Origin of the sequence: Paenibacillus sp. FSL M8-0142 (genome assembly GCF_038597315.1) — a bacterium.
Lineage (GTDB): Bacteria > Bacillota > Bacilli > Paenibacillales > Paenibacillaceae > Paenibacillus_AQ > Paenibacillus_AQ lactis.
The window spans coordinates 1,096,923-1,122,328 of the sequence record NZ_CP152008.1; the positions used below are offsets into that span (position 1 = coordinate 1,096,923).

Here is a 25,406-nt window from a genome sequence, read left to right on the forward strand (position 1 = left end):
TCCTCTCTACCCATCCGTTATCCTACAACCTTCCCCCTAATGACCGTAGCCCGTTCAATATATTGAATATCCTGTACAAAAATTCCTTTGGGTTCCATTGGTTCCATACTCCTCCATATCCCATTCCTTACTCATTAAAAGAGTCCGTTTCGCTCCTTCAAGTTCAAAAAGACAAATAGCCCTCCTTTATGTAAGTTTATCTAACCTTCCTGAACGGGATATTTAGTTATTTTTGTAAATTTGGTCGCTCCGAGGAGATAGTATTTTTCTTTCCGATGCCGGATGGCATATAATCGGAAGTACATATCGCGTTAGAACGACTACAAATAGATAAACAGGAGTGAGGAAACATGACGCTGAAGGAGCTTAGAGAGCATCGCCAATATCCGGAGCAGACGAAGTCCGATGCCTCCCGCGCGGTGTACGAACGGGATTATTCCCGTTTGATCCATTCGCCGACGTTCCGACGGCTTCAAGGGAAATCGCAAGTGTTCGGCGCAGGAACCGGCGATTACTACCGGACACGGCTGACGCATTCGTTGGAAGTGGCGCAGATTGCCAGGGAGGCCGCAAGGAGCCTTGCCCGCAGCTACCCAGAAGTGCTGCCGGAAGCGGCAGAGAATGCAGGGCTGATGATTGACCCCGAGGTGGTGGAATGCGCGGCGATTGCCCATGATTTTGGACACCCCCCCTTCGGGCATAAAGGAGAGGAAGTGCTCCAGGGCATACTGGAAAAGCTGATTGATCGGAAGACCGAGGAGGCGCTGACGCGTCAGCCGGGAATCCCGTCGCCGGAGCAGGCGGCACAGGTGCAGCAGGCGATGCGGCGGAAATATGAGCATTTTGAAGGCAATGCGCATAATTTCCGGCTGATCATGTTCCTGGAAAAAAGAGAAAACGTAAACGGGCTCAACCTGTCCGACGCGGTGCTGCTGGGGATTAACAAGTATCCCTTCTCCGGCTTGGAGAATCCGAAGGGGATGTACCGGCACGAATGGGAGTATATCTCGCACATCCGGAAGGAGTGGGGCATTCCCGGTACCCAGCGGACGCTGGAGGCGCAGCTGATGGATTTATGCGATGACATCGCCTATTCTGCCCATGATCTGGAGGATGGGATTAAGGCAGGCAAGATTGAGGTGCATGAGCATTTTCTTCGGGACAGCCATTTGAACAAGCTGATCGTGCAGAAAATCATGACCTTGGAAGACGAGGTGTGGAAGGGCTGGACCAAGGAGCGGATCCATCCGAAGGTGGAGTCGGTGCTGGACGAGTTCCTGCGCGTCTGGAACGAGAAAATGCCGACCTGCGAGAATGATTACTCCCGCACCCGGCGCGAGGTGAAGGCTTATTGGGTCAGCCTCTTCGTAGGCAGTCTCGGTGTCATCCCGAACGGGAACTGGAAGAAGGTCACCTTCGTCAAAGACGGGGCCGAGGACGAGGACATGCTGCGGACGGTTAGTGTGCTGAAGAGCTTTGCCTGGGTGACGATGATTCGCGATCTTCGGGTGCAGCGGTTGCAAAAGCGCAGCGAGTGGATCATCAAGCGGCTGTGGGACGCCTTTCTCGATCCTGTAGCTTCGCAAGCCATTATTCCGTCCGACTGGCTCCAGCGCTATGAGGCCGACCAGAAGCGGGAGAATCCTATCTGGACGTGGGAGCATATGGTTATCGATTATATTGCGGGCATGACCGATGCCTTTGCGGAAAAAATATACAATGAGCTGTACGGGCTGAAGGTGGGATCCATCTACGACCTGGATTAAAATCGGATCGTGTGACAACCCCGATTTAATGAAGGGAAAGCGACGTGCTAAACCCTTGGAGGTGGACTTATTGAATCAATCATTGAAGCTTGGCGTCCTCGATCTCGTTCCGCGTCTTGGGGAAGGCACGTTTGAAGACGCCTTGGAGCAGGCTGCGGAATTAGCACGCTGCGCCGAAGCATGGGGCTATCATCGGTATTGGGCGGCGGAGCACCACGATCTGGAGCATTTGTCCTGTGCTTCTCCCGAAATATTGCTGTCCCATATCGGGGCGCGGACCGAGCGCATCCGGCTTGGCTCCGGCGCCGTTCTGCTGCCGCATTACAGCCCGCTCAAAGTTGCGGAAAACTTCCGCATGCTGGCAGCATTATATCCCGGCCGGATTGATCTTGGCGTCGGCCGGGCTCCCGGCGGCTCGGCCCATACGAGCATGGCGCTAAGCGGCAACTTCCTCGGCCATGTCGCCGATCTGCCGAACCGGATCCGGGCGCTGACCGAGCTGCTGGAGGACCGTTACCGGTATGAGGACGTGCCGGTTGCAGCCAAGCCGGTGCCGGGGATTGCCCCTGCGCTTTGGATGCTGGGGACCAATACGAAGAGTGCCGGCTATGCGGCCGAGTTCGGGACGGGCTACGTCTTCGGGCAGTTCATGAGCGATACGGACGGCGCCGAAGTGCTTCGATCCTACAGGGAAGCATTCAGGCAGTCGGCTCATCTGAAGAAGCCGCAAACGATCGTGGCCGTGAGCGTTATTTGCGCGGAAACGGAGGAGTTGGCCCGTGAAATGGCTACGACTGCCGCGCGTCTCGGGCAGCAGCGCAGCGGGCAGCTGGAGCGAGAGAACGTTGCTCGGCTTGGTCAAGACGGGCGTGACGGGCAGAACGAATTCGGAATGCCCGAAATAGCGGTAACTGGGAACGCAACAGCGCACAGTAGCGACAGCGGGGCAGCAGATGATGCTGGCCCGAAATCGAGGACAGCAGTTGATGGCCGGGTTGATCCGATATCCGACCGGGCCATGGAAGACCATTCGGGTGCCGGAGGATCCTTCCCTCGGATTCTAACGGGTACCGCTGAAAGCGTAAAATCGGTGCTGAAGGAAATGGCCGAGAAGTATGCGTGCGAGGAATTTCTCATCGTCACCCCGGTGGCCGATTATGCCGCGCGGCTGAAGTCGTACCGGCTCTTGATGGGGATGTAGGCATTACGGATTCTTGAATGCCGCTAAGCATTACCATGGGGGCTGATTTTCAAGAAACAAGCGGTTAAACATATATAATAGAAGAGATGATATTGTGATACGAAAAACGAACGATCGAAAGAATGAATCGGGGATATTCCCGGCGGTGGATAAGCCGACCTATATTTACATCTTCGCTTCCCATGAGACGGAGCAGGAGCTGTGCAGAATGGAGCTGCGGGCGCTGTTCGGGCACGAGCCGGATGGCGCTGACTGGTTGGAAAGTGATACCTGGATTGACCCGGACCGAAGCCCGTTCCTGACGGCTTGCGTCGAGGTTATAGCGACAGACAGCTCCATCGAGCGGCTTGCGGAACGAGCAGCGGACATCCCTCTTAACGGCGGAACTTTTAAGGTAATCGCTCTGCAGGCAGGGAATCATCATTCCTACGAAGAACTCAGGGCTATGGAGCGGATTGTAGGTGGAAGCATGAAGGGCCGGGCTGACATGAAGACGCCCGAGCATCGGTTCGGCCTGTTGACTGTTCAAGGAAGCTGGAAGCTTGGGCTGCTCCATTTTCCGCCGCGTGTCTGGCACAAGCATAAGCAGAAGCCGCAAAATTACTCGACCGGCCTCGCTTCACGGCTCGCGCGCGCTCTTGTCAATATAGCTGCGCCGGATCCACGTGCCAAGCTGCTTGACCCATGCTGCGGGATGGGCAATGTGCTGATCGAGGCGCTGTCGATGGGCATCCGCTGCGAGGGCTGTGACATCAATCCGCTTGCGGTGCGGGGAGCCAGAGTCAATCTGGCTCATTACGGGTACGATGACAGCATCGTAGCCATACGGGACATGAACACGCTGCAAGGGCATTATGAGACCGCGGTTTTGGATCTTCCCTACAATGTGTGCTCGGTATTTCCGGAAGAGGAACAACGTCGTATGCTGAACAGCCTGCGCCGCCTGGCAGACCGGGCGGTAATCGTGAGCACCGAGCCGCTGGCAGAGCAGCTGGAGGAGGCTGGATGGCAGGTGCTCGGCAGCTGCACGACCCGCAAAGCAACCTTCGTCCGAAGCATCTGGCTGTGTGAGTAGCCAGTCACCGAAGTGAAGGACCCTTACAGGCGTTGTGCTAAAGGGCAAGGGTGCTTGTCCTAAGCATTAGCTGTAACCGCGTCATCGACCGGCAGAGCTGGTTGAGCGGCGGCGGGACTAAGGCTGCTTGGAAGGGGAGCGGCGGCATCCCATTCTTCGGGAACGAAACGAAATGCTATTCCTCGGGAACGTAGCGGTATTTATCCAAATCGATCATGCCGCGATGGTTCACGCTGACCCCTTCTCCTTGAAGATACAGCTCCTGCATCATTCTGGACTCGTCATCCTGGATTGCAATTTCTCCCTTGGCATTGACGACCCGGTGCCACGGCAGCTTATGGATACGGCTGAGGGAGTGAAGGATCCGGACGACCTGCCGCGCGCCCCTCGGACTGCCAGCCAATCGGGCCACTTGCCCGTAGGTCATGACATGGCCTTCGGGAATGCTCTTAATGATCTCAATTACACGCTGCGTAAAGGGCTGCATGGGTGATCATCTAACTCCTTTTTTTAAAACATGATATCCAAAAATAAAGGACGCTGCCCGGCGGAAATCCCGCCCTGAGCGTCCTTTCGCCTTGTGCTAAAGAGAGCTGCCTTTCCGGAAGTTTCACCAGGAAAGACTAATAGGATCTGCTGTAATCAATGACATTGCGGATCAGAGTCCCGTCCTTGACGTACGATTTCAGATTGTCCAGAAAAATCTCCACAGCGCGTTCCCCGTACCGGTCGGTGTCGCCAGCCATATGCGGCGTAATAATGACGTTGTCCATCGTCCACAGCGGATGCTCGGGCGGAAGCGGCTCCTCCTCGAACACATCGAGGCCGGCTCCGGCAAGCGCGCCGGATTGGAGGGCCTGGATCATATCGCTAGTAATCACCGTTGCGCCCCGTCCCACATTAACGAAGAACGCGGAGGTCTTCATTGCGGAGAAACGCTCGTGATTAAAAATATCCTTGGTTTGGGCCGTCAGCGGTAAAATGTTGACGACGTAGTCGCCTTGGGCCAATGCCTCATCGATTTGACCTACCGTATACATCACGTCCACATGCGGATCCGGCTTGCCGGAATTCCGAACGCCGATCGTCCGCATGCCGAAAGCCTGCGCAATGCGTGCGGTATGGCTGCCGATCTGGCCGACGCCGACGATCACGATCGTTTTTCCCGCGAGCTCGGTGAAGGTTCCGGACGTATCCCAGCGCTTGTTCGTTTGCTGGCGGACGGCGAGGTGGAGATTGCGGTTGAAGGCGAGAATCATCGCAAAGATATGCTCCGTAATCGGAACGCTATGTACTCCGCTGGCGTTCGACAGCAGGATTGCTCTTTCTTCGAATTTTTTCAGGGGCAATTTATCCACGCCTGCCGACCATGCCTGAATCCATTTCAGCTTGCTGTCTTGGGCTAGTGCTTCCTCCTCGATCGTACGCGACCAGCCGACCAGAATGTCGGCGTTACGGATCATTCCCGGAGCAAGATCCTTCGCTTTGGTGACGGTCAGCTCGTAACTGGGGGCGATTTCCTTGATTTTTTGCCGCTGCTGGGGTGTAATGTCATGTAAGGCAATGATTTTAGGCATGGTACTACTACCTCCTTGGAATGTAATGAGAGCCTGGGCATAAATTACATCTATTTCGTTCATCTTATCAGATATTGCGGTTTTTCGCATAGCCGCTGACAATCGAAAGGAAGTGAACAGGTTTGACACACACGGATTCGAATGCGATGGATCGTCTGTTTGTTGCCGTCCATTTGTCGCCGGATGCCTCTGCAAGTCTTGCTGCATGGGCGGACAAGCTGAAGCCGCAAGCGTCGTTCCGCAAATGGGTGCATCCGCAGGATTATCATATCACCGTTCAATTTCTGGGCGATACGCCGAGGGAGCGTATTCCCGAGCTGACGGCCGGGCTTGCGGCGGCAGCTGCAGAGCATAAGCCGTTTTCCTTAGGGGTACACGATGCTGGGGTTTTTGGCGCAAGCGCATCGCCGCGAATTTTATGGGCTGGAATCCGGGGTGATCTGAACGCCCTGGCGAAGCTTCAACGCTCCGTCGTATCGAGGATGGAATCGTACGGTTTCGTACCGGAGGATCGCCCTTATCGCCCGCACATTACAATTGCCCGCAAATTTCAAGGGGATGAAAAATTTTCGATGGACATTATTGGAAGTCCTCCTGTAAACATCCAGTGGGACGTTCATGAACTGGTTCTTTTCCGAACAAATTTACATGCGGCCCCGATGTACGAAATCGTTGGAGTGGCGCGGCTTTCAACAAATTTCTGAAATTAAAAATAAAATGTTCATAAAATTACCATGTTTTCAATGCCCAAAAATGTGGTTACATAGTGTAGGAATGTGCCGACATTATAGGAGGAAAAATATGGTTATTAAACTGCTACGGCAAAATCGCTGGGTTGCGCTGCTTCTTGGTGCGCTCTTGGTGAGTTTGTCTCTTATAAGCTTGCTTGGTATGCAAACAACAGAAGGGGAGCAGCTGGAAGCGAAGCCAGGGTTTGCGATGACGGCGCTGGCTGCGGAAGGCATCCCCGATCCTGCTGGGAATAAAGCTAAGATCATAAGTAATGGGGAACCTGTCAACATTTTATCTTCAATTGTTTACCAACCATGGAATATGAAGGGCGAAAATATGCTCTCCTTTCCTAATATAGAGCGTGGCACCACCGCCACCGGGAACCCGAATTCACAGTCTAAAGCGAAGACGTCTAAAGCGCCGAAGGCCAAGACTGCCGAGGATACAACGGGGAACAAGAAGGGGACGCATGTCGCCAAGTCACAGGCCGAAAGCCTAAAACCCCCCACAACTTTATTCTTCACGAGAACAAAGACGTTGACCCAGGATCAGAAAGACCAAGCAACCTGGACCTACGATTTGTCAGCTGAAGAACTGCTTCTGCTCCAGAAGATTGTCATGGCGGAAGCGGAAGGCGAACCGTACGAAGGCAAAGTGGCAGTTGCCAATGTTGTCTTAAACCGGCTGCGGTCAGCCAATTTTCCCGATACCATTACTGAAGTCATCTATCAAAAGCATCAATTCAGTCCTGTTGCGAACGGGCGTCTTAAGCGTGTCAACCCGAACGAAGAGACGATCAAATCCGTCAATGCGGCGCTTCATGGCCATAAGGCGGTTCAGGATGACACGTATTTTTTTCTGTCTTTAAAGCTTGCTCAGGATTTGACCGTGCATCATTCCCGAACGTTTGTGAAAAAAATAGGAAACCACTCTTTTTACAAGTAGTCCCCGAACGGGTAAACTAGGTTGTAGGAGGTGTGTTTAACGATGAAAATAACGTACTACGGCCATTCTAGCATTCTAGTGGAAGCGGGCGGAAAGAGCGTCATCATTGACCCGTTCCTATCCGGAAATCCCGGCTCCGGCATCTCGCCCAGCGATGTAAAGGTGGATGCGGTGGTGCTCACCCATGGGCATTCCGACCACTTTGGCGACTGCATTGAAATTGCCAAGAACAACGATTGTCCCGTCATTGCGGTCTATGAGCTTGCCGTATATTGCGGGAACCAGGGGGTCAAATCCCATGGCATGAACATCGGGGGAAGCGCGCAGTTTGACGGCTTCAAGGTGAAGTACACCCCTGCGTTTCACTCCTCATCCATCTCGGTGGGAGACACCTGGATTTATGCAGGTCAGCCAGGCGGCGTCATCCTTACGATGGGAGGCCAACAGTTCTATCATGCGGGCGATACGAGCCTATTCGGCGACATGAAGCTGATCGGCGAGATGAATAACATCGATGCAGCCGCGCTTCCGATCGGCGATATGCTGACGATGGGACCGGAGGATGCGCTCCTCGCGGCACAGTGGATTCGGACCAAGCACGTCATTCCGGTGCATTACGATACGTTCCCGGGCATTCGCCAGGATGCGCAGGCATTCTGCGAGGAGCTGGCCAAAACCGGCGTATCCGGGCATCCGCTGAAGGCGGGAGAAAGCCTGGAGATTTAGATTCATAGAGCATAGATTCATAGCAGCATAGATTCAATATCTTAGCTATCTATAACAAAAGCTTCCCCGTCTGAATAGCGACAGGGAAGCTTTTTTATTATGCGGTCGATCGGGAATGAATCTATTAGAATAAAGCAGTTGAACATCGTGAGAATAACGATCAACCTTAAGGCTGATCCGAGACTCGTGGAGCCTCGTCGCCTATCGCTGGCAGCTGCTCATCCGTCAACAGCTCCATGACCTCCGCGGCGCAATGCTTCGGCGCCAGATGTGACGAACGCGACTGGGCGGTGGAACTGCGCTGTTCCTGCACCCGCTCATAATGATTGGACAGCAGATCCAGCCATTTGTCGATCACGGATGGAGAATCCAATATTTCGGCATATCCCTTGCTGACAAAGAAATTGGAGTTCTCCTCCTCCTGTCCCGGAATCGGCTCATAGAACAGCATGGGGATGCCTTTTGCCACGCCTTCCGTACAGGTCATGCCGCCCGGCTTCGTAATCAGGAGGTCGGATACGTCCATCAGCTTATGTATATCGTCACGGTAGCCCCAAACGTGGATGTTGGGGTGCTGAAAGATCGGGTCCTCGCGCATGCTGGCTACCAGCTTCTCGTTCTGGCCCATACAGAAGACGAGCTGGATATCATCCGCTCTCGCTGCCAGCTTGCTCAGAAGCTCCTTATTGAATACGAGTCCCCAGCCCCCTCCCATGATCAGCACGGTAGGCATGCTGTTGATGCCCAGCTCCGCCTCCAGCGCCTTCCTGTCGCCGCTCTCCCAGAATTTCGGATGCACGGGTATGCCGGTCACGCGGATGAACTCCGAAGGAACTCCCCGGTGCATCAGCATCTTTTTCACATGAGGGGTAGATACCAGATATTCATCCACCTCCGAATTGACCCAGGTGCCGTGGGCATCATAATCGGTAATCAGCGTATAAAGCGGAACCGAGAGCCCTTGGCGCTTCAAACGGGAGACGACCGCGTTCGGAAACGGATGGGTGCAGATGATCAAATTCGGCTTCAGCTGCTCGATCACGCGCTCGGCCTGTGCGTAGAAAATGCGATGCAGCGCCAGCCTCGTCAAACGGTTTAACGATTTCTTATATTGCGAACGGTACAGCATCCCGACAAGGCGCGGACGGGTGCTGACGGTTTTGCGGTAAGCGGACAGAATCAACGGGCCCACCGTCGGGTTCAGAAAATTACCCAGCTCGATGACGCGGCAGTGGATCCCGGGATTCATCCGCCGGATGCCTTCAGCCAGCGCATAAGCTGCTTGCGTATGCCCCGTACCGAATCCTTCGGAAAAAAGGAGCACTCTTGGATATCGCATGATTTCACCTACTTCTTTCTCCCTCTATCTTACAGAACAGGAATCATTTTTTGAAGAGCGCGTGGAAAAAAAGAGCATGCGTCCTATATATACGCGCCGATGGGGAAAAGCAGTTCAATTATTTCGTCCAATCACCAAGGGGTTCTGCCCTTGTCCACACCTTTTCCTTCAATAATATAGTGACGGTTGAATTGGATCCTTGCGGACTCTATGATCTAAATATGAAATAAACCTATTGCAAACCGGATGACAATCTGGTAAAGTAAATTTTGACCAAATGACCAAAAGTGTATTTCGGTCAGTTTTGAGAAATCGGACGAAGTGCGCTTAATACAGGAGGAGGGGTTGGCATGTCAGCTGTGGACCGTCGGAAGCAAGTGCTTGATGCGGCCTCCAAATCGTTTGCCTTGTTCGGCTACAAGGCGACGACGATGGAACAGGTGGCGAAGATCGCGAATGTGGGGAAGGGCACGATTTATACGTTTTTTACGAATAAGGATGAGCTGTTTGACGAGATTTTGCACTCGGCGATCCTGGAGATGAAGCGGATGGCCGAGCGGGAAATCCGGGAGGACAGGGAATTCTTCGACAATCTGTATCGTGTGCTGGATGTCCTTCTGGAGTTCCGGAGCGAGCATGAGCTCTTCATTAAGCTCTCGCAAGAGGTAAGAGACATCGGGACCCCTAAGGCGCATGAGGGATTGACCAAGGTAGAGAACGGGATTGTCGGCTATTTGAAGGGGATTGTGGAACGCGCCATGGCAAGCGGCGAGATCAAACCGCTGGATGCCCAGGTGGTATCCTTCGTCATGCTGAAGCTGTACATTGCCCTTACAACCGATCTCAACCAGCTGCATGCCCCCCTGAGCAAAGAGCAGATCAAGGAATATATGATGGTGTTTCTGGCTGACGGGTTAAAGACCTCGAAGTAAGAAATAGAAAGGGACTTCCTTCTTGATCTGCCGCATTTAGGAGACCTTCCGTTCACGGATAAGATCATAAGATCAGCGGGTGAATGAGGAGGTCTTCTTGGATCGGTCATTTTTTTTCGTCTCGACTGACCAAATGAGCATATTGGTCATTATGTACTGGCTTGCCATGTAATACCTCCACGAATGTGGAGCATGTCGGCATGCAACACCGTTATTTAGAGAAAAAGGGGAGAGACTCCGATGAAGTCATTATCTGTATTTGCAAAAGACATCGGCGCGGCGCTTCGTAATCCGAAAATTCTGATTCCGATCATCGCCGTGCTGTTCATACCGGTGATGTACAGCGGTATGTTTCTTGGGGCCTTCTGGGATCCATACGGGAAGATGGATGATCTTCCTGTCGCCGTCGTGAACAACGACCAGGGATCCGTATTTGAAGGCAAGGAGCTTCAGGCAGGTAAGGACCTGGTAGCCGAGCTCAAGAAGGGTAAAGATTTTAACTGGCAGTTCGTGAACAAGAGCGAAGCCGAACAAGGAATGAAAGACAATAAGTATTACATGACGATCACCATTCCTGAGAACTTCTCGCAGCAGGCGACGACGTTAATGGATGAACACCCTCAGCCGGCCCAGATCGTATTCGAGCCGAATGAGGGCTACAACTTCCTCGCCGCCCAGATCGGCGGTACGGCAGTGAAGGAAATCCAGTCCAAGGTATCCCAGAAAGTGACGGAGGCCTATACGGAAACGCTGTTTGACCAGATCGGCAAAGTGTCGGATGGTTTGGGTGAAGCCGGAGACGGCGCATCCAAGCTGTCGGAAGGCGCGATCAAGCTTGATGACGGAGCCGTGAAGCTGAAAGAGAACCTGGCGAAGCTCGTTAGCGGAACCCAGGAGCTCCAAAACGGCTTGGCCCCTCTGACTAAAGGCGTCCAGGAACTGAACAGCGGCGCCGGCAAGCTTAGCACGGGGGCAGGAACCCTGTCCTCGGGCTTGGAGCAGCTGAAGAGCGCTCACGGCCAGCTTACAGCCGGGGCCGAGCAGGCGAGCAAGGGCGGCGCGAAGCTGCAGGCCGGGATTGAAGCTGCGGCAACGGGCAGCGCGAAGCTGAACGAAGGCCTGCAGGCCAACCAGGCCGGTGCCGCGCAGCTGGCGGCCGGTGCGAACAGCGCTGCGGAGGGCAGCGGCAATTTGAAGGCAGGGCTTCAACAATCGCTTGAAGCTACGGCTTCCCTTGAGCAAGGGGCTAACGCGGTCGCAGACGGCCTGAAGCAGCTTGCGGAAGGGAACCCTGAGCTTGCGCAAAGTCCGGAGATGCAGAAGCTGCTGGCTGCCAGCCAATCCGTTGCTTCCGGTACTTCACAGCTGAATGCAGGCCAGAAGAAGCTGGCCGAAGGCGCAGCAGCCCTGGATCAAGGGGTGCAGCAGCTGAATGCGGGAGCGGGCAAGCTCAGCAGCGGTGCTTCGGAGCTTGCCGCAGGCGGCAAACAGCTGGCATCCGGCGGTAAGGAGCTGCTGGCCGGCGCGAAGCAGCTGAATGCAGGACAGACGCAGCTGGTTGACGGCATGAAGCTGTTTGGCACGAAGCTTGGCGAAGCGGCAGCCGGAGGCAAAGAGCTCGCAAGCGGCGCCGCAACGCTGGCGCAAGGCACGCAGCAGCTGGCAGGCGGAGCAGGCAAGCTTGGCAGCGGCGTAGGCGCGCTGGCCGACGGCTCGAAGCAGCTGGACTCCGGCGCTGGTCAGCTGGTCAGCGGCATGAGCGAATTGAAGGACGGCAGCGGAGAGCTGGCCGGCAAGCTGAACGAGGCTGCCGACAAGACGGGCGATATCAAGACGACGGACGAGACCGTCACGATGTTTGCCGGACCGGTGCAGATCGATGAGCACAAGGTGAACGAAGTGCCGAACTACGGCACGGGCTTCGCGCCTTACTTCCTGTCGCTCGGCTTGTTCGTCGGGGCCTTGATCTCGACGATCATCCTGCCGATTCGCAACTCCTCCGTGCCGGATGCATCCGGCTGGAATCGATTCGTCAGCCGCACGCTTTCATTTGCCGGCATGGGCATGCTTCAGGCGCTGCTGGCGGTCATCGTCATGCTCTATGGGCTGAAGCTTGATGTACAGAACGTACCGCTATTCTACCTGTTCTCCTTCGTGACGAGCCTGTCCTTCATGTTCCTGGTTCAGGCGTTTGTCACTTGGCTGGATCAACCGGGACGCTTCGTTGTCATCGTGATTCTGATTTTCCAATTGACGACGAGCGCAGGTACCTTCCCGCTGGAGCTTATTCCGGACTGGATGAAGGTGCTGAACCCGCTGCTGCCGATGACGTACAGCGTGAAGGGGTACAAGGACGTCATATCGACGGGCAATTTCGACGGCATGTGGAGCAATACGGGCGTGCTGGCCGGATTCGGCCTCGTATTCCTGGCATTGACCGCCATCTACTTCCTGTCGAATCGCGGTGTTAAGAAATCGGTAAATACCGAGAACGCAGTATCGGCATAAGATGAAAGCAGTCACGCAGGTTTAGCTTAAGCCGAAGGGTTGGCAAGCTTGAAGGCCATCCAAACGATGCTCTAAAAGCGCGATAAGCAGTATCCACAAGGGGCTTTCCAAGGTCATAGGACCTGGGGAGCCTCTTTTCTGTGCTTATGATTTCACCGGGCGTCTATGGTCTGAACGCCAAGTGAGGCAGGGCAAACGGGTATGGAGGGTATTCGGAATGTTATATTTGCATTATTTTTTGCACTATTCTACATAATTTTGAACATCTATCTATCACGCATTTTCTTAAAAGTAATTCTTATCATCTTCATAAAAAGTTTGAATTGCCCCCATCGTATGACGGTGATACAATAATCTGTACTAATTAAACTAACGTATCAGGTAAGGAATAACCTTTGTCCATTTTGCACTAAACTGCATCATTTCTAATCGGTGTTCTTGCTTCAGCATGGGGATCGATGCAGGGTCGTATGCTTTTAGTTCATTCAGCCGCATTTTATTCTATTACAAGAAAGGTTGCATTCTATGAAACATACCGATTTTCCCCAGAAACAGGGCCTTTATGATCCGCAGTTTGAAAAAGATGCGTGCGGTATGGGTTTCATCGCCCATATCAAGGGCAAACCGTCCCATGCAATCGTCAGCAATGCGCTTACGATGCTTGCCAACATGGAGCATCGCGGCGGTCAGGGCAGCGAGCCGAACTCCGGCGACGGCGCGGGCATCATGCTGCAAATCCCTCATGCCTTCTTCGCCGAGGAAGCGGCGAAGCTGGGCTTCGAGCTTCCTGAAGCCGGACATTACGGTGTTGGGATGCTGTTCCAGTCCCATGACCCTGAAGTTCGTGCCGCGCATGAAGACCGGCTGGCAGCGATTATTGCCGAGGAAGGCCAGGCGCTGCTCGGCTTCCGGGATGTTCCGACCAACGACGAGATGCTCGGCAAATCCGCGAAATCGGCAAAGCCGTATGTCCGTCAGGTGTTCATCGGACGGAGCGAGGACATTTCGGATGATCTTGCTTTTGAACGAAAGCTCTATATTATTCGCCGCCGAGCTGAGCTGGCGATCCGTTACAGCGGCAAGCCCGAGGGCGACAGCTTCTATGTGTCCAGCCTGTCCTGCCGCAAAATCGTTTACAAAGGCATGCTGACGACGGAGCAGGTGGGCCAGTTCTACCTCGACCTGCAGGAGGAACGCCTCGAATCGGCCATCGCGCTGATTCACTCCCGGTTCAGCACCAACACCTTCCCAAGCTGGGAGCGTGCGCATCCATACCGCTTCATGATCCATAACGGCGAGATCAACACGCTGCGCGGCAACGTGAACTGGATGCATGCCCGCCAATCTCTGTTCGAGCACGAGCTGTTCGGCAGCGATCTGGAGAAAATCAAGCCGATTATCAACCCCGACGGGTCCGATACCGGCATGTTCGACAATACGTTTGAATTCCTGTATCTCAGTGGACGCTCCCTGCCGCATGTAGCCATGATGATGGTTCCTGAGCCTTGGAGCAACCATGAGAGCATGGATGAGACGAAAAAAGCATTCTACAAATACCACAGCACCCTGATGGAGCCATGGGACGGCCCGGCGGCGATGGCCTTTACGGACGGCGTCCAGATCGGCGCAACGCTGGACCGCAACGGTCTGCGTCCGTCCCGTTATTATGTAACGAAGGACGATCTGATCATCCTCTCCTCCGAAGCGGGGGTATTGGATATTCCGCCGGAGAACGTCCTGTACAAGGACCGTCTGCGTCCGGGACGGATGCTGCTTGTAGACACCAAGGAAGGCCGCATCATCTCCGACGAGGAGGTCAAGGCGGCGATCGCGGCCGAGCTGCCGTACGGGGATTGGCTGGAGGAGCATCTGGTCGAGCTTCATGATCTTCCGGATGCGCCGGAGGCTCCGGAGCCGAAGCACGAGAACGTGCGCCAGCTTCAGCAAGCCTTCGGCTACACGTACGAGGAGCTGCGCAAAGTTCTGGAGCCGATGGCGATTACCGGTGCCGAAGCCATCGCTTCCATGGGATACGATGCGCCTCTGGCGGTGTTGTCCGAGCGCCCGCAGCGCTTGTTCAATTACTTCAAGCAAATGTTCGCCCAGGTTACGAATCCGCCGATTGACGCCATCCGGGAGGAGCTGATTACCTCGACCGCCACGACGATCGGGCCGGAGCGGAACCTGCTGAAGCCGGAGCCGGAGAGCTGCCGCCATATCCTTCTCGATTCGCCGGTGCTGTCCAATGAGGACTTCGCGAAGCTGCGCCATGTTCGCCGTCCGGGCTTTAAATCGATGACGATTCCGATCTTCTTCCCGGCGGCCGAAGGGGCCGAGGGGCTTCGGAGAGCGATCGATACGATGTGCGAAGCGGCGGACCGTGTCATCTCGAAGGGCCATAATATTCTGATTCTGTCCGACCGCGGCGTCGACAAGGACAATGCGGCCATTCCTTCGCTGCTTGCCGTCTCGGCGCTGCATCATCACCTGATCCGTCAAGGGACGCGGACCAAGGTTGCGATTATGCTGGAATCCGGCGAGCCGCGGGAAGTGCACCATTACGCGCTCCTGCTCGGCTACGGCGTGAGCGCCGTCAATCCGTACCTCGCGTTCCAAACGCTGGACGATATGATCCGGGAGGGCATGCTTCGCGGCATTTCCCATGAGAAGGCCGTGAAGAACTATATTAAAGCGGCAAGCAAGGGCGTCGTGAAGGTTCTGTCCAAAATGGGGATCTCGACCATCCAGTCCTACCGCGGCGCACAGATTTTCGAGGCGGTCGGCCTGAAGGAAGACTTTGTCGAGAAATACTTTACCCGCACGCCTTCCCGCATCGGCGGAATCGGGCTTGAGGAGGTCGCGCTCGAGGCGCTGGCCCATCATGAACGCGCCTTTAGCGATAAGGACGGCAATGATAAAGTGCTGGATTCGGCCGGTGAATACCAGTGGCGGGCTGACGGGGAAGAGCATCTGTTCAATCCGAGAACGATTCATTTGCTGCAGCAGGCGGTACGTACGGGCGATTACGCCACCTACAAGAAGTATGCCGAGCTGGTGCAGGGCGAGAACGAAGCGCATCTGACGCTGCGGGCTCTTCTGAAGCTCAAGCCAGCGGGCGCACCGGTTCCGCTTGATGAGGTAGAGTCGGCTGCGTCGATCATGCGTCGCTTCAAGACCGGCGCGATGTCGTTCGGTTCCATCAGCAAGGAGGCCCACGAAAGCCTGGCCATCGGGATGAACCGCATCGGCGGCAAGAGCAATACCGGCGAGGGCGGTGAAGATCCTGCACGCTTCGTGCCGGATGCAAACGGCGATTCCCGCCGCAGCGCGATCAAGCAGGTGGCATCGGGCCGCTTCGGGGTAACGTCCAACTACCTGGTGAACGCGGACGAGATCCAGATCAAGATGGCTCAAGGCGCGAAGCCGGGTGAGGGAGGACAGCTGCCTGGGCGTAAAGTATATCCTTGGGTGGCTGAGGTTCGCGGCTCCACGCCGGGGGTTGGCCTCATTTCGCCGCCGCCGCATCATGATATTTATTCGATCGAGGATTTGGCGGAGCTCATCTATGATTTGAAGAACGCGAACCCGCGTGCGGACATCAACGTGAAGCTGGTGTCGGAGGTCGGGGTCGGCACGATCGCTGCAGGTGTGGCGAAGGGCCGGGCGGATATCATTCTGATCAGCGGTTACGACGGCGGCACAGGCGCTTCGCCGCAGGGCTCCATTCGCCATGCCGGCATGCCGTGGGAGCTGGGGCTGGCGGAAACCCACCAGACGCTGATCATGAACAACCTGCGCGACCGTGTCGTGCTGGAGACGGACGGCAAGATGCTGAACGGACGCGACCTCGTTGTGGCCGCTTTGCTCGGGGCTGAGGAATACGGGTTCTCGACGGCGCCGCTCGTGGCGATCGGCTGCATTATGATGCGGGTATGTCAGATGGACACCTGCCCGGTCGGCGTAGCGACCCAAAATCCGGAGCTGCGCAAGAACTTTACGGGAGACCCGGAGCATGTCGCCAACTTTATGCGCTTTGTCGCTGAAGATATGCGTGAAATTATGGCGGAGCTCGGCTTCCGCACCGTGGATGAAATGATTGGGCGCACCGATTGCCTGGATGCCGTGAAGGCCGATGATCATTGGAAGAAGAAGGGCGTCGACATCTCGGCGTTGCTGTATACGCCGGAGCTTCCGGAAGGCAGCACGCGATATCGCTCCCAAAGGCAGAACCATGGGCTAGAGCAGACGCTCGATATGCGTTCCCTTCTGGAAGCCGCCCAGCCTGCGCTGGAAAGCGGCACTCCGGTGGAAGGCACGTTCCCGATCACGAACGTGGATCGCGCCGTAGGCACCATTCTGGGCAGCGAGGTCACGCGCAAATACGGAGCTGCCGGATTGCCGGAGGACACGATCCGATTCAGCTTTACCGGATCGGCTGGTCAAAGCTTCGGCGCATTCGTGCCGAAGGGAATGACGCTGACGGTAGAGGGCGATGCCAATGACTACATCGGCAAAGGCCTGTCCGGAGGCAAGCTCATCGTGAAGCCTTCTCCGAAAGCGACCTTTAAAGCGGAGGAGAACATCATAGCCGGAAATACCGCATTTTACGGAGCCACCGGCGGCGAAGCTTATATCCGGGGAATTGCAGGCGAACGCTTCGCGGTTCGTAACTCCGGCGCTAGCATCGTCGTAGAGGGCGTAGGCGACCACGGCTGCGAATATATGACCGGCGGCCGGGTGGTCGTGCTTGGCGAGACGGGACGCAACTTCGCGGCCGGGATGTCGGGCGGCGTCGCTTACGTCTATGATCCGGAAGGAGCCTTCGTCCAGCGCTGCAACCTGGAGATGGTGCTGCTTGAGCGGGTGGAGGAGCCGAAGGAGAAGGACATTCTGTTCCGTATGATTCAGCAGCACTCCATCCACACGGACAGCGTGCCTGCCCAGCAGATTCTCGGGGAATGGGATGAGGCGGTTCAGCGCTTTGTCCGGGTCATTCCGAAGGATTACAAGCGGATGCTGCAGCAGATCGAGAAGGCGGAAGCCCAAGGCTTGGCGGGCGAAGCCGCGCTGCTTGCTGCGTTCGAAGCGAATATGAAAGAGTTGGCTCGCTCCGGCAGCTAAAAGGCCTATAAGACTTTTTACGTATAAAAAAGCTGCATTGTGTTCTTTAATCAGAATACAATGCGGCTTTTTTTCATATATAAGAAAACGGTAAGGCTGCACTGCACACTAGTACATGACGAAGGGGCGGCGAACCTCAATATTCGACAAAAATAGAAGCTTTGTCGGAGGACAATGCTTCCACCAGACGACACCATCATAAGGAAGGGTCCGCTATAATATTGGTAAGTAAGTTGTTTGTCGGTGAATCGTACATAACAACGTTGAAGAGCAGTAAGGGATGGATTAGGGAATATAGTAGATAGGAGAGTCGTTTAAGAAAATGAGTATGGACAAGGAGAGAAGCTCAGGAAGCACCGAGCAGAAGCTTGACCGACCGAAGACGGATCTGGACATTCACAAGCTCATGATCCAATTAGGAATCCATCCTGAAAAATGGCTGCAGGCAAAGGAGCGTCAACAAGGACAATAACACGGTCAACATATGTGAATACTGTTGCACAAAAATCCCCGGCGGACGGATCGATAGGATCAAATCCGCCGGGGATTTCGTTGATTTGCCGGGCAGGCGGCAAATGGGAATGGAAGAATAAAGCCGGGAGACCCCTTATTTCATGGAGCGCTCCATTCGCACAAAAGCGATGAACCGCTTGGCTTCTTCCTCCGTCAGCTTGCGACCGTCGATCGTGAGATTAAAGCGCTCCAGCAGATCGTCGTCGGAAAGCTCCAACTGGTCGACAAACTCACGTACCTCCGGCTCCAGGACTGCTTTGGGCAGTGCCGTTCGTCCGATGAGATAATCTATCGATACGTCAAAGAGGTCTGCAAGGCGGGTCAATGTTTCAAAATCCGGTTTGCGCCGGTTTTTTTCATAATGGGATAGTGCCGCACGAGTGATTCCGACAGAAGCAGCAAGCTCTTCTTGGGTCCATCCCCGCTGTTCGCGTAATTCAGAGATTCGTTCTCCGTAGTTCATATGCATTGATCCCCCTTTCGATGGAGTGTTTGTATCTATAGAAGCTGATTGCATCGATCTGTCATCTAGATGCCTGTGACCGAAATTATGGGAAAATCGGTATTATGCGGTTGACTAGATACAATATGTATCGTATTATGTTGAGTAGTAATGACAGATACGATTCGTATCTGCAAATCGGTCAATGGGTGACATTTAGTATCATTTTATCCAGCAAGGAAACGTCCCATACCAAAAAAATCGATAAGGGATGGCGGAGATATCTTATCATGTTACACGAACGGCAGCACCAAATCACCGTTAGCATTCGCCTGCTGCGAATCGGAGAGATGACCATTCATGGGAAAAGCCACCCGGTTACTCCGCTTGAGCTGGTTCCGAATGGGCTGGTATTCCTATGTCCGTGGAAAATCCCAATACAATCTAATGTTTTACTCGGTTATGTGATTGACGATCGGGTGGACCATCTTCTGTTAACAGGAACTCTTGAGGATCGGGGGCTCTTTCAAGGTCATTATATGTACCGGTTGGAGTTTGAAGCGGACCGCGAACAGAAAAGCCGGATCATCGGTATGCTGAACAGAATGATGCTCCAAGAACTCCAGCCAAGCAGGCTAAAATTGTACAGCTGAAAAAATACCGGACATCCCAGACATGACCGCTGACAAAAAAACTTATGACTTAAGATGTGATATACGAACTTCGGCTCATTGTTATTCTACTATATTTACGATGCCCGGTCATTAGTTCTTTTACCTTAAATCAGAGCGTCCTATATGGCGAAAACCTTGACGATTTAGCTCGTAACGGCATTTACATGACCCATGCGAACTACTCTCCCGATACCCCTTTTTGGCGTGAATCATGATTGATTCAGCTATAATCCACGCAATGCTCCTCCTCATAATACGACAGAATAAGTTGCAAATCGACAGATTTCGAGCGAGGCATTTTGTTATTGTATGTTGGCCTTATAATCGTGGTGATTTATTAGGAGGGCAGCTTCGAATGAGAATATGGAGAAAATGGTGGGTGTGGCTGCTCATCGTTCTTGTGGTTGTCCCTGCGGGTTATATGACGTATGTGTACCAGTCCATCAAATCGACAGCGAATCAAATTTACGAGGAACGAGAGGAAGGATTGCCGCCGGTAGTGCCAGTGTCTACTGTCGAGCAGAATGTCCCCGTCAAGCCGGATAAATTGAAGAATGCGGATCAGCCGGTCCCGTTTACGGTGCTTATGCTTGGGGTGGATGAACGACCGAACGACAGGGGGCGCTCGGATACGTTGATGCTGATGGCCGTGAACCCTGCCAAGGGCTCGATCATGATGTTCAATGTTCCGAGGGATACCCGAACGAGCATCGTCGGCCATGGCAAGGTTGACAAAATCAATCATGCATACGCCTTTGGCGGTGTAGATATGTCGATTCGTTCGGTCGAGAACTTCCTTCAGTATCCGATTGATTATTACGTTAAAGTCAATATGGAAGGCTTCTCGCAGATCATTGATTCCCTCGGCGGCGTAACGGTACGCAACCAAATGGAATTTGATTATGCGGGCTATCATTTCGGCGAAGGCATTCTGAAGCTGAGCGGGGAGGAGGCTTTGGCCTATTCACGGATGCGTTTCGAAGACCCCAAGGGAGATCTGGGGAGAAACGCTAGGCAGCGGGAGATCATCAAAGGAATCCTCGATAACGCGATGAGGATAACGACGGTGTTCAAGCTCGAGGCACTGCTGGATGATGTCGGGGGCAGTGTCAAAACGGATATATCCTTTGATGAGATGAAACGGTTCGTCACCGATTATCTTCAGAAGCTGGATCGGATCGATCAGGTGGAGATCCAGGGGCGCGGCCAGACCATTGACGGAATATGGTACTACATTGTCGATCAGAACGAGAAGGAACGCATTCATTCTCTGCTTAGTGATTTTATGGGGGGCTAGGGCGCGTGTCCTTATCTGGCCTTAGTCAACGAAGAGGTTCATGAGGAAAAGGAGGTGCAGGTTAACTGCCTCACCGCCGTTTCCTCTTTTTTATTCGGTAAAATAGGAGCGCTTTCATTGGAAGCCGGATGCTTGGTCCAGACTGCCTTGTTCCTGTATTCCATCCTCTCTTAGCCGGAAGCTAGCGTCCGATAATTTTATCGATCGTGGTCTCGAATATGTCCGCTAGACGCGTCAGAGTCTCCAGATTGGGTTTTCTTCGGTTTTGTTCGTAATGCGATAGGGATGCACGGCTAATTCCTATTAACTCTGACAGCTCTTCTTGAGTCCATCCTTTCTGTTCCCGCAGTTTCGCTATGCGAGATCCATATGTCATTCATATTCACCTCACTACACTCATCAAGGATTTTAAAGAAATCAATGACTTGCTTCTAGGTTTATCATGATACAAAATGTATCCTAAAATAGGAATATCGTCAATACATATTGTATCAAAGTGTTAAAAATGAAACAAATTGTATCAAAGAATATCGCGAGCCATTTTTTTCTGTTTTATTTGACAAAGGTCAGCATATTTTATAATATTTTTGGTGTGGATACAAAATGTATCATGACGAGATGAGCATAACAGCTTATGAATCCCGGAAAGGAGATGACGGGATGAGTGAAGGGTTGATGTATTGTGTCAGCTGCTGCCGAATACTGCCCGTGACGGAAAGCTACACTTTGTATAGAACCGGATTTTATAAGCACAATGTCCCTGCGGGGATGTGCAAGGAATGCCAGGCGGGTTTATCGGAGGACCGCAAATAGCATTGCAGGGTTACTGGGGTTGAGGGGATTGGGCTGGAAGTTGAAGCTTGGCATAAGGCCTGTTATGACTGCGCACATTTAGTCTTTTGCTCTGGTATTGTATAATGGGCATGTTTCAAAGGATAGGATACCAGGGCAAAGGAGAGTAGATGATGCAGCAGGAACCGCTTGTAAGGCTGCTCGGCGTGACGAAGAAGATATCGTCCAAGGTGCTGGTGGACAACGTAACCTTTGATATACCGCCGGGCCAGATCTTCGGATTTCTTGGACCGAACGGCGCGGGCAAGACGACGACCATCCGGATGATGGTCGGGCTGATGTCCATCACGGAGGGGGATATCGTGATCGGAGGCTACAGCATCCGGTCGCACTATGAGCAGGCTGCCGCATTGATCGGGGCCATCGTCGAGAACCCGGAGATGTATAAGTATCTGTCGGGGTATAACAATTTGAAGCATTTCGCCCGGATGATGCCGGGAATATCCGAAGAGCGCATCCGCGAGGTGGTGGAGCTCGTGGGGCTTGAGCATCGAATCCATGACAAGGTTCAGACCTATTCACTCGGGATGCGCCAGCGGCTGGGCGTGGCGCAGGCCCTGCTTCATCGGCTGAAGCTGCTCATCCTGGACGAGCCGACGAATGGATTGGATCCGCAGGGGATCCGCGAGCTGCGCGACTACTTGCGCAGATTAACGCGGGAAGAGGGGACGACGGTGTTCGTTTCCAGCCACCTGCTGTCTGAGATGGAGCTGATGTGCGACCGCGTCGGCATTATCCGGCACGGCCGCCTGATCGATATCCGGCAGCTTCGGAGCGAGGACGGCGAGCGGACGGCCGAGGAGACTGCCTTTACCGTTCATGACGCTTCTGCGGCTGCCGCATTGCTTCAATCCTTCGGGGCGAAGACCGAAGGGAATAGGGTGATTGTCCGGGGCAATCCGGAGACCGTCGCGGATATCAATGCCCTTCTGGTTGAAGAGGGAATTCGCGTATTTGCGATACAGCCGGTAACCGAATCGTTAGAGGATCAGTTTTTGGAAATGACGGGAGGGGATCGCCATGTGGAGTAGCTTTCCCAATCTGGTCGCCAATGAGAATATGAAAATCTATTTCCGCGTAAGGACCTGGATCATGCTGGCGATCCTCGTGTTTTTCAGCGCCGCGATGCCGGCGATGCTGTATGTAACGGGGGCTGCGATGGACGCATGGACCGTCTTTACATGGACGGAGAGCTTTACGCTCTACCTGAGCGCGATCTTCACCGTTGTCATTGCCGCTGACATCGTAGCCGGGGAGTTTGCGGCGGGGACGATCAAGCTGCTGCTGATCCGCCCGCTCCGGCGGGGGAAAATATTGATGTCAAAATGGGTCGCCGTCCTGCTGTTCATCCTGCTCTGTGCCGTCCTGACAGCCGTGGTCGGCATCGCGCTGTCACAGCTGTTCTTCGCGGGCACGGGCGGCCTGGGCTCCGGTTCCGGAGCCTCATCGATGGTAAACTCATTGCTGCTGCTGCTCACCGATACGATCCAGCTGGTCATGATCGCGCTTGTTGCGTTTATGCTGTCAACGCTGTTCCGGTCGGGCAGCCTCGCCATCGGCATCTCGCTCCTGGTCTTGTTTACGAAGGATCTGTTCGGCTTTATGTTGAACCCGGATAAATACGTATGGGCGAAATACATCCTGTTCCTTCATATCGACCTGAGCGGATATATCCAATCGCCGATCGGTCCAGGCGGGGTTTCTCTCAGCTTCTCCATCTTCATTTTGGCCGCGTACAGCCTCGTCTTTCTGCTGATTACCTGGTGGGCCTTCGCCAAGCGGGATGTTGCCGCGTAGACACGCGAGCTGATGGAAGTTTTCGTTCGGTCATCCATATTCTGCTGTGCATTAGGGGAAAAAATAAGAGCTCCTTCGGCCAAGTGAATGGCGGCTGAAAGGGGCTCTTTTGCTTGGAGGGCCTTGGAGGGTAAGGGAGCGGTAGGCAGAGGATCCGCCCTGCCGGCAAGCTGAGCTTCCTGCAGGAACGTCGTTTCTCGAAGCCGCGCGCAGAGGCTGAAGGCCGAGGCTCGCACATCCGCCGAGTCAGCCTGCTTCCGGCTGCTGCATCGACGGTGCGGCCTCCGATTGCTCCGATGCGGCACCTGCTGCTTCCGCATGCTCCATCCGGCTGGCCCCGTTAAGTAATCCGCCTTCCATGATAATCAGGGAACCGGCGTAGACATCGCCGTACATCTGTCCGCTTGGGGTTATGGTCAGCTTGCCCTCGGCAATGACGTCCCCGTATACCTTCCCGGCTACAATGACCTCCTTGGCGGAAATATTGGACCGGCACGATGCGCTCTCGCCAATGGTAACGCTGCCTTGGCTTTCAATCGCTCCGTTAAACCGGCCGTCGATCCGCAAATTATCCTCGGACTGCAGCACGCCCTCAAACTCACTGCCCGGGCCGATCAAGGAATCGATAAGATGAGCAGATGCTTTGCGTTTCTTTTTCTTCATAATCTGTTGTCCTCCTTACCAATCAATTAAATTTCTGGATTATTGCACATAACGCATAGGATCGACGGTCTCGTCGTTTTTGACAACCTGAAAATGCAAATGGGGCCCTGTGCTGCGACCTGAAGATCCCAGCTGGCCGATGATCTCGCCCTGGGCAACCTGGTCTCCGACCGAAACGCTCAGCTTGTTCAGGTGCATATACCAGGTCTCAAGGCCGTTAGGGTGCTTAATCACGATGTACAGCCCACGTGCGCCGCTGCGCTCTGCCGCGGTAACCTGCCCGCTTCCTGCCGCATAGATCGGGTCGCCGATTTTGCCGGCAATATCGATACCGGCATGATAGGCGGACCGGCCGGTGAACGGATCGCTGCGGTAGCCGAAGCTCGAGGTCAGCCTCCGTGAGTCAGTCGGCCACAGCGAAGGAAGGCCTTCCCGCCGCTCCTGGGTTTCCTGGGCTTGGTCCAGCGTTCGCGGAATATGGCGCTCCAGCTGGGATAGCAGCTGCTGGATTTCCTCGAAATCATCCCGAATGTCGCTCGCCATATCCAGCATTTCGTTCTCATGCACGGCAATGTATTCTCCGCCGACATGCAGCTGCGCGTCATCGGACATCGAGGATGTCGGCGTGCCTGATAAAGACCCGTGCTTCTCGATGAATTGCTGGAGCTGCTGCTCCAGCTGCTGAACGCGTTCCATCTGCGCCTTCGTTTCTTCAGCCTCGCCCGACAGCTGGATGATGGCTTTGTTCAAGCGCTCGATAGCTTCATCTTTGTCGCTGACGGTCACTTCCATCTTCAAGGCTTCGAGGCTCTTGAGCGTCAGCTGCTGCTCCAGAGTCGAAATGGTCTGAGCCGATTGGATCTGCAGTGACACGATCAGTCCGGCGATCGACAATACCGCGGCTGCTGGCACCGCGATCATGAGAGGCTTGGACAAATGAAACTGCTTGACGGAATGCTGGGCATCCCGGAGCACCAGCAGGGTTAAGCGTTGGTTACGGTGCGCGGTTTTCATGGCATCTCCCCTCCATTCATGTTTAGTGGGTATAGCATCCTCCGCAAGACTTGGCCAGCTCCTTATCTTCTATGTATTCTACTCTTTCGAAAAACATGTCAAAAATGAGATGTAAACGTATATTATTCAAGCAGGTGTGACATTGGGTAATTGAATAAATACATAATTAATTGGTCAAAGCTGTAGTTATCTGTCTTTATTTACGCTACTTATTCACGATAGCTGAGACGCC

General features: G+C 54.1%; 20 protein-coding genes and 1 pseudogene. 14 read left to right on the forward strand and 7 right to left on the reverse strand.

Features of this window, described 5'->3' with window-relative positions; translation table 11 throughout:
• The first annotated feature begins 350 nt into the window (after positions 1–350).
• The 3 genes from dgt to NSQ46_RS05065 all read left to right on the forward strand — a co-directional run bounded on the left by dgt (position 351) and on the right by NSQ46_RS05065 (position 4,042).
• Positions 351–1,766, forward strand: coding sequence for a dGTP triphosphohydrolase (gene dgt, locus NSQ46_RS05055; RefSeq protein ID WP_077568024.1), 1,416 nt, complete (start codon positions 351–353; stop codon positions 1,764–1,766).
• 70 nt (positions 1,767–1,836) lie between these two features.
• Positions 1,837–2,967 (forward strand): MsnO8 family LLM class oxidoreductase, encoded by a 1,131-nt coding sequence (locus tag NSQ46_RS05060; RefSeq protein WP_341342369.1) that lies wholly within the window; start codon positions 1,837–1,839, stop codon positions 2,965–2,967.
• A gap of 97 nt (positions 2,968–3,064) precedes the next feature.
• A complete protein-coding gene (locus NSQ46_RS05065) occupies positions 3,065–4,042 on the forward strand; it encodes an RNA methyltransferase (RefSeq protein WP_341342654.1) in 978 nt (325 codons plus the stop codon).
• 175 nt (positions 4,043–4,217) lie between these two features.
• Here the strand turns inward: NSQ46_RS05065 and NSQ46_RS05070 are convergent, their stop codons facing one another.
• The gene (locus NSQ46_RS05070) at positions 4,218–4,529 is read right to left on the reverse strand and encodes an MGMT family protein (protein ID WP_007132074.1); all 312 of its coding nucleotides are present in this window, start codon (positions 4,527–4,529) and stop codon (positions 4,218–4,220) included.
• A 136-nt stretch (positions 4,530–4,665) separates the two neighbouring features.
• Positions 4,666–5,619 carry a D-2-hydroxyacid dehydrogenase gene (locus tag NSQ46_RS05075; protein WP_341342368.1) on the reverse strand — a complete coding sequence of 318 codons (954 nt, stop codon included), beginning with the start codon at positions 5,617–5,619 and terminating at the stop codon, positions 4,666–4,668.
• A 122-nt stretch (positions 5,620–5,741) separates the two neighbouring features.
• Between NSQ46_RS05075 and thpR the strand changes: the two genes are divergently transcribed.
• The 3 genes from thpR (at position 5,742) to NSQ46_RS05090 (ending at position 8,022) form a co-directional block, all read left to right on the forward strand.
• A complete protein-coding gene (gene thpR / locus NSQ46_RS05080; protein ID WP_342576399.1) occupies positions 5,742–6,323 on the forward strand; it encodes an RNA 2',3'-cyclic phosphodiesterase in 582 nt (193 codons plus the stop codon).
• A gap of 97 nt (positions 6,324–6,420) precedes the next feature.
• Positions 6,421–7,296 (forward strand): cell wall hydrolase, encoded by an 876-nt coding sequence (locus NSQ46_RS05085; RefSeq protein WP_342576400.1) that lies wholly within the window; start codon positions 6,421–6,423, stop codon positions 7,294–7,296.
• 42 nt (positions 7,297–7,338) lie between these two features.
• The gene (locus NSQ46_RS05090; protein WP_144869977.1) at positions 7,339–8,022 is read left to right on the forward strand and encodes a metal-dependent hydrolase; all 684 of its coding nucleotides are present in this window, start codon (positions 7,339–7,341) and stop codon (positions 8,020–8,022) included.
• A 166-nt stretch (positions 8,023–8,188) separates the two neighbouring features.
• Here NSQ46_RS05090 and NSQ46_RS05095 read toward each other — a convergent pair whose 3' ends face one another.
• Positions 8,189–9,361, reverse strand: coding sequence for a glycosyltransferase (locus tag NSQ46_RS05095; RefSeq protein WP_342576401.1), 1,173 nt, complete (start codon positions 9,359–9,361; stop codon positions 8,189–8,191).
• Positions 9,362–9,711: 350 nt separating this feature from the next.
• On the opposite strand from NSQ46_RS05095, the gene NSQ46_RS05100 reads away from it, so the two are divergent.
• The 4 genes from NSQ46_RS05100 to NSQ46_RS05115 all read left to right on the forward strand — a co-directional run bounded on the left by NSQ46_RS05100 (position 9,712) and on the right by NSQ46_RS05115 (position 18,394).
• Entirely contained in the window at positions 9,712–10,293 is a 582-nt protein-coding gene (locus NSQ46_RS05100; protein WP_342576402.1) for a TetR/AcrR family transcriptional regulator, read from the forward strand.
• Between the two features lie 240 nt (positions 10,294–10,533).
• Complete coding sequence (locus NSQ46_RS05105) at positions 10,534–12,801, forward strand: YhgE/Pip domain-containing protein (protein WP_342576403.1); 2,268 nt, start codon at positions 10,534–10,536, stop codon at positions 12,799–12,801.
• A 525-nt stretch (positions 12,802–13,326) separates the two neighbouring features.
• On the forward strand, positions 13,327–17,922 hold the full coding sequence (gltB, locus tag NSQ46_RS05110; RefSeq protein WP_007132314.1) for a glutamate synthase large subunit: 4,596 nt from the start codon (positions 13,327–13,329) through the stop codon (positions 17,920–17,922).
• Positions 17,923–18,244: 322 nt separating this feature from the next.
• Positions 18,245–18,394, forward strand: coding sequence for a hypothetical protein (locus NSQ46_RS05115; RefSeq protein WP_007132315.1), 150 nt, complete (start codon positions 18,245–18,247; stop codon positions 18,392–18,394).
• Positions 18,395–18,529: 135 nt separating this feature from the next.
• On the opposite strand, the gene NSQ46_RS05120 is transcribed toward NSQ46_RS05115, so the two are convergent.
• On the reverse strand, positions 18,530–18,898 hold the full coding sequence (locus NSQ46_RS05120; RefSeq protein WP_007132316.1) for a helix-turn-helix transcriptional regulator: 369 nt from the start codon (positions 18,896–18,898) through the stop codon (positions 18,530–18,532).
• Between the two features lie 269 nt (positions 18,899–19,167).
• Between NSQ46_RS05120 and NSQ46_RS05125 the strand changes: the two genes are divergently transcribed.
• Positions 19,168–19,530: a YceI family protein gene (locus NSQ46_RS05125; protein WP_138919355.1), complete on the forward strand. Its 363-nt coding sequence runs from the start codon at positions 19,168–19,170 to the stop codon at positions 19,528–19,530.
• Between the two features lie 376 nt (positions 19,531–19,906).
• Positions 19,907–20,848, forward strand: coding sequence for an LCP family protein (locus NSQ46_RS05130; protein WP_028405885.1), 942 nt, complete (start codon positions 19,907–19,909; stop codon positions 20,846–20,848).
• Between the two features lie 184 nt (positions 20,849–21,032).
• On the opposite strand, the pseudogene NSQ46_RS05135 reads toward NSQ46_RS05130, so the two are convergent.
• Positions 21,033–21,224: pseudogene (locus NSQ46_RS05135) on the reverse strand (helix-turn-helix transcriptional regulator); the annotation flags it as partial.
• Between the two features lie 589 nt (positions 21,225–21,813).
• Here NSQ46_RS05135 and NSQ46_RS05140 point away from each other — a divergent pair.
• Both NSQ46_RS05140 and NSQ46_RS05145 read left to right on the forward strand, forming a co-directional pair.
• Positions 21,814–22,731: an ABC transporter ATP-binding protein gene (locus tag NSQ46_RS05140; protein ID WP_342576975.1), complete on the forward strand. Its 918-nt coding sequence runs from the start codon at positions 21,814–21,816 to the stop codon at positions 22,729–22,731.
• Positions 22,721–23,497: an ABC transporter permease gene (locus NSQ46_RS05145; protein WP_210094509.1), complete on the forward strand. Its 777-nt coding sequence runs from the start codon at positions 22,721–22,723 to the stop codon at positions 23,495–23,497. Before NSQ46_RS05140 ends, NSQ46_RS05145 begins: the two co-directional genes overlap by 11 nt.
• 246 nt (positions 23,498–23,743) lie before the next feature.
• On the opposite strand, the gene NSQ46_RS05150 is transcribed toward NSQ46_RS05145, so the two are convergent.
• Both NSQ46_RS05150 and NSQ46_RS05155 read right to left on the reverse strand, forming a co-directional pair.
• On the reverse strand, positions 23,744–24,160 hold the full coding sequence (locus NSQ46_RS05150; protein ID WP_198031575.1) for a polymer-forming cytoskeletal protein: 417 nt from the start codon (positions 24,158–24,160) through the stop codon (positions 23,744–23,746).
• A gap of 39 nt (positions 24,161–24,199) precedes the next feature.
• Positions 24,200–25,174: a M23 family metallopeptidase gene (locus NSQ46_RS05155; RefSeq protein ID WP_007132324.1), complete on the reverse strand. Its 975-nt coding sequence runs from the start codon at positions 25,172–25,174 to the stop codon at positions 24,200–24,202.
• Positions 25,175–25,406: the final 232 nt, after the last annotated feature.

Bases quoted from the DNA above. Each gene is read 5' to 3' on its own strand.
- dgt (WP_077568024.1), top strand. From the start codon at position 351: ATGACGCTGAAGGAGCTTAGAGAGCATCGCCAATATCCGGAGCAGACG.
- NSQ46_RS05070 (WP_007132074.1), bottom strand. From the start codon at position 4,529: ATGCAGCCCTTTACGCAGCGTGTAATTGAGATCATTAAGAGCATTCCC.
- NSQ46_RS05075 (WP_341342368.1), bottom strand. From the start codon at position 5,619: ATGCCTAAAATCATTGCCTTACATGACATTACACCCCAGCAGCGGCAA.
- NSQ46_RS05085 (WP_342576400.1), top strand. From the start codon at position 6,421: ATGGTTATTAAACTGCTACGGCAAAATCGCTGGGTTGCGCTGCTTCTT.
- NSQ46_RS05090 (WP_144869977.1), top strand. From the start codon at position 7,339: ATGAAAATAACGTACTACGGCCATTCTAGCATTCTAGTGGAAGCGGGC.
- NSQ46_RS05095 (WP_342576401.1), bottom strand. From the start codon at position 9,361: ATGCGATATCCAAGAGTGCTCCTTTTTTCCGAAGGATTCGGTACGGGG.
- NSQ46_RS05100 (WP_342576402.1), top strand. From the start codon at position 9,712: ATGTCAGCTGTGGACCGTCGGAAGCAAGTGCTTGATGCGGCCTCCAAA.
- NSQ46_RS05105 (WP_342576403.1), top strand. From the start codon at position 10,534: ATGAAGTCATTATCTGTATTTGCAAAAGACATCGGCGCGGCGCTTCGT.
- gltB (WP_007132314.1), top strand. From the start codon at position 13,327: ATGAAACATACCGATTTTCCCCAGAAACAGGGCCTTTATGATCCGCAG.
- NSQ46_RS05115 (WP_007132315.1), top strand. From the start codon at position 18,245: ATGAGTATGGACAAGGAGAGAAGCTCAGGAAGCACCGAGCAGAAGCTT.
- NSQ46_RS05120 (WP_007132316.1), bottom strand. From the start codon at position 18,898: ATGAACTACGGAGAACGAATCTCTGAATTACGCGAACAGCGGGGATGG.
- NSQ46_RS05125 (WP_138919355.1), top strand. From the start codon at position 19,168: ATGTTACACGAACGGCAGCACCAAATCACCGTTAGCATTCGCCTGCTG.
- NSQ46_RS05130 (WP_028405885.1), top strand. From the start codon at position 19,907: ATGAGAATATGGAGAAAATGGTGGGTGTGGCTGCTCATCGTTCTTGTG.
- NSQ46_RS05140 (WP_342576975.1), top strand. From the start codon at position 21,814: ATGCAGCAGGAACCGCTTGTAAGGCTGCTCGGCGTGACGAAGAAGATA.
- NSQ46_RS05145 (WP_210094509.1), top strand. From the start codon at position 22,721: ATGTGGAGTAGCTTTCCCAATCTGGTCGCCAATGAGAATATGAAAATC.
- NSQ46_RS05150 (WP_198031575.1), bottom strand. From the start codon at position 24,160: ATGAAGAAAAAGAAACGCAAAGCATCTGCTCATCTTATCGATTCCTTG.
- NSQ46_RS05155 (WP_007132324.1), bottom strand. From the start codon at position 25,174: ATGAAAACCGCGCACCGTAACCAACGCTTAACCCTGCTGGTGCTCCGG.